The organism is Micrococcus lylae (assembly GCF_900163825.1).
In the GTDB taxonomy this organism is placed as follows: Bacteria; Actinomycetota; Actinomycetes; order Actinomycetales; family Micrococcaceae; genus Micrococcus; species Micrococcus lylae.
On sequence record NZ_FUKP01000059.1, the window covers coordinates 22,436 to 29,063 of the forward strand.

Annotated in this window: 5 protein-coding genes; 3 read left to right on the forward strand and 2 right to left on the reverse strand. The window is 72.5% G+C overall.

All coding sequences use genetic code 11. The features are described 5' to 3' along the window. The first annotated feature begins 253 nt into the window (after positions 1–253). Together FM125_RS08460 and FM125_RS12125 are read left to right on the forward strand one after the other, a co-directional pair. Positions 254–934, forward strand: a complete 681-nt coding sequence (locus tag FM125_RS08460) for an MBL fold metallo-hydrolase (RefSeq protein ID WP_067188947.1) — start codon at positions 254–256, stop codon at positions 932–934. Continuing rightward, the gene (locus FM125_RS12125) at positions 931–1,791 is read left to right on the forward strand and encodes a class I SAM-dependent methyltransferase (RefSeq protein ID WP_083315222.1); all 861 of its coding nucleotides are present in this window, start codon (positions 931–933) and stop codon (positions 1,789–1,791) included. The genes FM125_RS08460 and FM125_RS12125 overlap by 4 nt, the downstream gene beginning before the upstream one ends. 64 nt (positions 1,792–1,855) lie before the next feature. Here FM125_RS12125 and FM125_RS08470 read toward each other — a convergent pair whose 3' ends face one another. Both FM125_RS08470 and FM125_RS08475 read right to left on the reverse strand, forming a co-directional pair. Then, on the reverse strand, positions 1,856–2,872 hold the full coding sequence (locus FM125_RS08470; RefSeq protein WP_167635489.1) for an acyltransferase family protein: 1,017 nt from the start codon (positions 2,870–2,872) through the stop codon (positions 1,856–1,858). Positions 2,873–2,990: 118 nt separating this feature from the next. Continuing rightward, complete coding sequence (locus FM125_RS08475) at positions 2,991–3,902, reverse strand: methyltransferase domain-containing protein (protein ID WP_087134299.1); 912 nt, start codon at positions 3,900–3,902, stop codon at positions 2,991–2,993. A gap of 43 nt (positions 3,903–3,945) precedes the next feature. On the opposite strand from FM125_RS08475, the gene FM125_RS08480 reads away from it, so the two are divergent. After that, positions 3,946–6,573 (forward strand): DEAD/DEAH box helicase, encoded by a 2,628-nt coding sequence (locus FM125_RS08480; protein WP_087134300.1) that lies wholly within the window; start codon positions 3,946–3,948, stop codon positions 6,571–6,573. Positions 6,574–6,628 lie beyond the last annotated feature (55 nt).

A 6,628-nucleotide genomic window follows, 5' to 3' on the forward strand; every position in this document is an offset into this window, starting at 1 on the left:
GGTGGGGGCGGTGCTGTTCGTATTTGTGTTCGACACGCGCTCCAGTCTAGGGGCGGACGCGGCCCCCGCCAGGGCCCGCAGGCGTGATCCTGCCGACTGTTCCGCCCAGGGCGGACGTCGCCGCCGCCCGCCGCGGCTCCCGCCGGCCGCTTCCCGACGACGGCCGCGCGCCCTTCGCCTCTGCCCTCGCCCGCCGTGGCGGTCCGGGAGATCGAGCTGTCCTGCAGCACAGTCCGCACGTAGACTCGAGCTCATGTCCGCGTCCCCCGCCGCTCCCCGTCTCCTGCACGATCTGCCCGCCGTCACGGTGCGCACGTGCGTCGTCTCCGAGATGCAGAACAACGTCTACCTGCTGACCTCCAAGACCACGGGAGCGCAGATCCTCGTGGACGCGGCGGACGAGCCGGAGGCGATCGCGGCGCTGCTGGCCTCCGCGGCGGACGACACCCCGTGCGAACCGCACCTGGACCTGCTGATCACCACGCACCGGCACTGGGACCACATCCGTGCCACCGCGGCCGTGGTGGAGCAGCACTCGCCGCGCCACGCCGCCGGAGCCGCAGACGCCGAACAGATCGAGAAGGAGACCGGCACCGAGGTCACCGAGCGCCTGGAGCACGGCGCCACGGTGGGAGTCGACGGCATCGAGCTGGACGTGATCGGCCTGCGCGGCCACACCCCCGGCTCCGTCGCCCTGGTGCTGCAGTCGGGCCCGGACGAGGAGCCCATGGTGTTCAGCGGGGATTCGCTCTTTCCGGGCGGCGTCGGCAAGACCTGGTCGGACGAGGATTTCCGCTCCCTGCTGGCGGACGTGACCGCGCGCCTCTTCGACGTCTACGAGGACGACACGGTCGTCCACCCCGGCCACGGCGACTCCACCACCCTGGGCGCCGAGCGCCCGCACCTGGACGAGTGGGCCGAGCGCGGCTGGTGACCGCGCGCAGCACCGCCGCGGACGAGCACGGCCGCGGGCAGGACCGCCTCGAGAGCAAGGTCCTGCGCTTCTACGGACAGGACTTCGACGAGGACGCCCGGCTGCGGACCCAGAGCGCGCAGAGCGCCGTCGAGTTCCTCCGCGTGCAGTCCCTGCTGCGCGCCCGCCTCTCCCCCGGCTCCCGTGTGCTCGACGTCGGCGGCGCAACAGGTGTGCACGCCGAATGGCTCGCCGACGACGGGCATGCGGTGACGCTCCTGGACCCGGTGCCGGAGCAGGTGGCCGTGGCCGCCGCGCTGCCGGGTGTGGAGGCCCTCGTCGGCGACGCCCGTGACCTGCCCTTCGCCGAGGCCTCCGCGGACGCCGTCCTGCTCTTCGGGCCGCTCTACCACCTGCCCTCGCGCAGGGACCGGCTGCGCGCCCTGGCCGAGGCCCACCGCGTGCTGCGTCCGGGCGGCCTGGTCTTCGCCGCGGGCATCAGCCGGCTCGGGGCCTTTCTCGACGGCGTGCTCGAGCGGGTCGCCTCCGGAGACCCCCACGTGGACGCCGACGACGTGGCCCTGCTCAACGACGGCGCCTGGACCAACCCCGGCCCCGGGTTCCCCGGCGGCCACTTCCACAGCTCGGCGGAGCTGGCGGACGAGCTGCGCGCCGCCGGGTTCACCGAGGTCTCGGTGCGCGGACTCGAGGCGCCCACGGCCGTCGCCCTGCAGTCAGAGGCGCCCGACGCCGAACTCTCCGCAGCGGCCGTGGCCCTGGCCGACCGCCTGGACGCGCTCCACGCGGACGGCGCTCCGACCCGACCGGGCGTCGCGGACCTCTCGGCGCACCTGCTGGCCCTGGGCACCCGGCCCTGAGGGACCGCCAGAACCCTGTGCTCGGCGGCGGAAACCGGGCGAGAAGGCAGGCGGAGGTGAGCGCTCAGGCGGTGGCGACGGGCCGTCGTCGGGCGGCGCGGACCAGGCGGGACGTGGAGGGGAACTCGAAGAGGTACTTCGTCCACGGGTAGAGCGCGGCCAAGACCAGGGAGACGCCCGCGCCGGCGGCGAAGAGCAGGCCCACGCCGGCGATGCCCTCGGGCAGGTCCACGGTGCGACGCAGCAGACGGATGACCGGGTAGTGGACCACGAACAGCACGATCGAGTGGCGGCCCACCCAGGCGAAGGCGCGCATCAGCGGGTTGTCCGGGATCTGGGCGAGCAGCCAGAGGACGGATACCACGCCGATGACGGACATGGTCATCACCGGCCAGCTCTCCTCGGACGGATACCGGCCGGCCTCGATCGCGCGTCGGGCCCAGTCCCAGGTGACGACGGCCGGCAGGAGCATGACCTGCCATGGGATCCGGGGCAGGTCCTCGCGCCAGCGGCCGAGGGCTGCGCCGACGAAGAAGAACCCGCCGAACCAGGTCATGCGCTCGGCCACCAGCGCCCACTCGTGCAGCCCGCCCGTGATCGCGTCCGGCTCGAGCCGGATGGCCAGGGCGAACAGGACCACGGCGATGATCAGCGGCGGCACGCGCTTCAGGGCGAGCCCGAGCAGGTAGCCGACGAACACCACGGACAAGAACCAGGTGTGGGCGCCGTTGAGCCACCAGGTGGGCTCCAGGGCGGCGGCCAGGCCGAAGAACGGCAGCATCACCGCGGTCCAGAGCAGCCACGGCCACGCGATGCGGCGCAGCTTGCCGGCGAGGTACTGCCCGGCGGGCCGGCGCAGGGACAGCGTCAGCAGCATGCCGGAGACCAGCAGCAGCCCGGGCATCCGGAACGACCCCACGGCGGCGTTGACGTCCCGCACCAGCTCGGAGCGGGCCAGACCGGAGTCCACGAGCGCCGTCTGGGCATGAAGCAGGACCACCAGCAGCACCGCCAGGCCCCGATAGACGTCCATCCAGAGCAGACGGGGGCGCGGCGCAGCCGCAGAGGTGGGGGTGGGCATGCGCACCAGGGTAGCCTCGCCGGGCGCCGCCGGGCCCGCAGGCGCGCAGGATCGACTGGGCACCGGGCACGTTGCCGAGGGGCCACGCCGCCCGTTGCGGGCGGGCCCAAGCACCGGCTCAGCCGGGGCGGTGGCCCACCAGGAAGATCCGGCGGAAGGCGAAGAGCACGGCGGCATCGTCTCCCTCGCCGGTGCCGGGCACACGCGGGTAGGCCGCACGCATGCGCTCGGCGTAGGCGGCGCGGTACCGCGGAGCGAGGGCCTCGGGCGTGCCGGTGAGGCCGTGGGCCTCGTCGTGGGCGGTGAGGGCGTGGACGAACGGCTTGGCCACGGTGGCGCCGGTGAACGCCGGGACCGGGTCCGGGCCGCGCATCACCTGCTGGTAGGTGGTCTCCCAGACGTCGGCCTCCCAGCCGGCGGCGAGCAGGTCCCCGGCGTAGTCGGCCGGCTCCGCCACGGTGTCCGTGGAGCGCTCGCCGGACACCACGGCGGCGAAGGGCTCCTCGGCGGCGAGGCGGTGCAGCTCGGCGTGCGAGGGGTTGCGGTGCTGGGCCGGGACCTGGGCGGCGAACCAGGCGCCGGCGGGCAGGTCGGCCAGCCAGCCGCGGACGAGCTCGCGGTGTTCCGGGATCCACTGGAGCATCGCGTTGGTGACGAGGACGTCGGTGTCCGGCTCCGGAGACCAGGCGCGGGCGTCCACGGTGGCGTAGCGGAGGTTCTCCGGTCGGTCTGGGCGGGCGTTGGCGGCGTCCACCATCTCCTGCGAGGAGTCCAGGCCGATCACCTCGGCGTCGGGCCAGCGGCGGGCCAGGGCCTCGGTCATGGTGCCGGGGCCGCAGCCCAGGTCCACCACACGGCGCGGGTGCGTGGCACCGATGCGGGCGGTGAGGTCCGCGAAGGGGCGTCTGCGGTGGTCGGCGAACACCTCGTACTGCGCCGGATCCCAGCGGAAGCCGGCGCCCGGGGCACCGGAGGGGACCGGGCCGTCGTCGTGGGAGGCGGTGCCGGCGGAAGCATGCTGATCGGCCATGGCCCCACCGTAGGTCCGCCCGCCGCCGATAGGGTAGAGCGCGATGAGCTCCGCGACTTCTTCCTTCACAGACACCCTGACGTCCCTCGGCTCCTCCCCCGAGCCGGACGCGGTGTTCGGCGCCTTCACGGACTGGACCACGTCCCGGGGCATCACCCTCTACCCGGCCCAGGAGGAGGCCGTGATGGAGCTGGTCCAGGGACACAACGTCATCCTGGCCACCCCCACCGGCTCCGGGAAGTCGATGGTGGCGCTGGCCGCCCACGCGGACGCGCTCGCCCACGGCGTCGTCTCCTACTACACGGCGCCGATCAAGGCGCTGGTCTCGGAGAAGTTCTTCGCCCTGGTGGACGTGTTCGGCGCGGAGAACGTCGGCATGGTCACCGGCGACTCCACCGTCAACGGGGACGCCCCGATCATCTGCTGCACCGCCGAGATCCTCGCCAACCGGGCCCTGCGCGAGGGCTCGGGCATGGAGATCGGCACCGTGGTGATGGACGAGTTCCACTACTACGCGGACCCCTCCCGCGGCTGGGCCTGGCAGGTCCCCCTGCTGGAGCTGCCCCAGGCCCGGTTCCTGCTGATGTCCGCCACCCTCGGCGACACCAGCCGCCTCGAGGCGGACCTGAACGAGCGCACCGGACGCGAGGTCGCCGTCGTCGCCCACGCCGAACGGCCCATCCCACTGAGCTTCGAGTACTCCGAGACCCCGCTGCAGGAGAAGGTGGGGGAGCTGGTCGCCACACACCAGGCGCCGGTGTACATCGTGCACTTCTCCCAGCTGGACGCCGTGGAGACGGCGCAGGGTCTGGCGTCCGTTTCCGTGGCCTCCAAGGAGGAGAAGGAGGCCATCGCCGCGCGGATCGCCGGGTTCCGGTTCTCCGCCGGCTTCGGCAAGACCCTGAACCGTCTGGTCCGCAACGGCATCGGTGTCCACCACGCCGGCATGCTGCCGAAGTACCGACGCCTGGTGGAGAAGCTGGCCCAGGACGGACTGCTGAAGGTCATCTGCGGCACGGACACCCTCGGTGTGGGCATCAACGTGCCCATCCGCACCGTGCTCCTGACCGCCCTGTCCAAGTTCGACGGGGAGAGGACCCGCATCCTGCAGGCCAGAGAGTTCCACCAGATCGCCGGCCGCGCCGGCCGCGCCGGCTTCGACACGCAGGGCTACGCGGTGGTCCAGGCCCCGGAGCACGTGATCGAGAACAGGGCTGCCGAGCGCAAGGCCGCCGCCAGGTTCGCGAACGTCAAGGACGAGGCCGAGCGCGCCAAGCGCATGAAGCAGTCCATGAAGGGATCGAAGAAGAAGACCCCGCCGGCCGGCTTCGTCTCCTGGGGACCGGCCACCTTCGAGAAGCTCGTGGCCGCCGAGCCCGAGCCGCTGGTCTCCCGCATGCAGATCACGCACTCGATGCTGCTGAACATCCTGGACCGTCCCGGCGACCCCGTCCTCGCCGTCCGCCGCCTGCTGCGCGGCACCCACGAGACCCCGGCCCGCCAGGCCATCCTCATGCGTCGGGCCATCGGCATCTTCCGTGAGCTGCTGGCCACCGGCGTCGTCGAACGCCTGCCCGAGCCCGACGCCGAGGGGCGCACCGTGGACCTGACGGTGGACCTGCAGCCGGACTTCGCACTGAACCAGCCGCTGTCCCCCTTCGCCCTGGCCACCCTGGACCTGCTGGACCCGGCCGACCCGAACCACGCGTTGGACGTGGTCTCGGTCATCGAGGCCACCCTGGACCCGCCACGCCAGGTGCTCACCGGCCAGGTCAAGCGCGCCAAGACGGAGGCCGTGGCCGCCATGAAGGCCGAGGGCATGGAGTACACCGAGCGCATGCGCGCCCTCGACGAGGTCACCTACCCCATGCCGTTGGCCGAGCTGCTCGAGCAGCAGTTCGAGACCTACCGGGCCGGCGCCCCGTGGCTCGCCGAGTTCGAACTCACCCCCAAGTCCGTGGTCCGGGACATGTTCGAGCGCGCCATGGGCTTCGGCGACTACGTGCAGTTCTACGGCCTGGCCCGCTCCGAGGGCGTGCTGCTGCGCTACCTGACCGACGCCGTGAAGGCGCTGCGGCACACCGTCCCGCAGGAGGCCCGCACGGACGAACTGCAGATCATGCTCGACTGGCTGGACGAGACCGTGAAGCAGACCGACTCCTCCCTCCTCGAGGAGTGGGAGGACCTCGTGGCCGGGGACATCGACGAACTCCGCAAGGACCACGAGTCCATCGCCCCGCCGACCCCGCCGCGGTTGACCGACAACGAACAGATCTTCGGCGTCATGGTCCGCAACGCCATGTTCCACCGGGTCCGCCTTTTCGGCGACGAACAGGACCACGCGCTCGCCGAGCTCTCCGGTGACCTGTCTGCCGACGACTGGGCCGATGCGCTCGACGACTTCTTCGAGGACCACGAGGACATCGACGACGGCCCCGCGGCCCGCGGCCCCCAGTACTTCCTGGTGGACCGCTCCCCCGAGGTGCCGTCCCCGGTGGAGCTCACCGGCTCCCGCTGGTGGGGCGTGCGCCAGGTCCTCGTGGACCGCGACGGGGACCTGGACCACGGCATCAACGCCGTCGTGGACCTGGACGCCACGGACGAGGCCGCCGGCCCCGTCATCACGGTCGTCTCCGTCGGCCGCCCGGAGTCCGGCTGGCAGACCCGCTGAGCGGCACCGGCCGCCCGTCCCTCCCCCGTTTCACTCCCGACGACGGCCCCTCGCC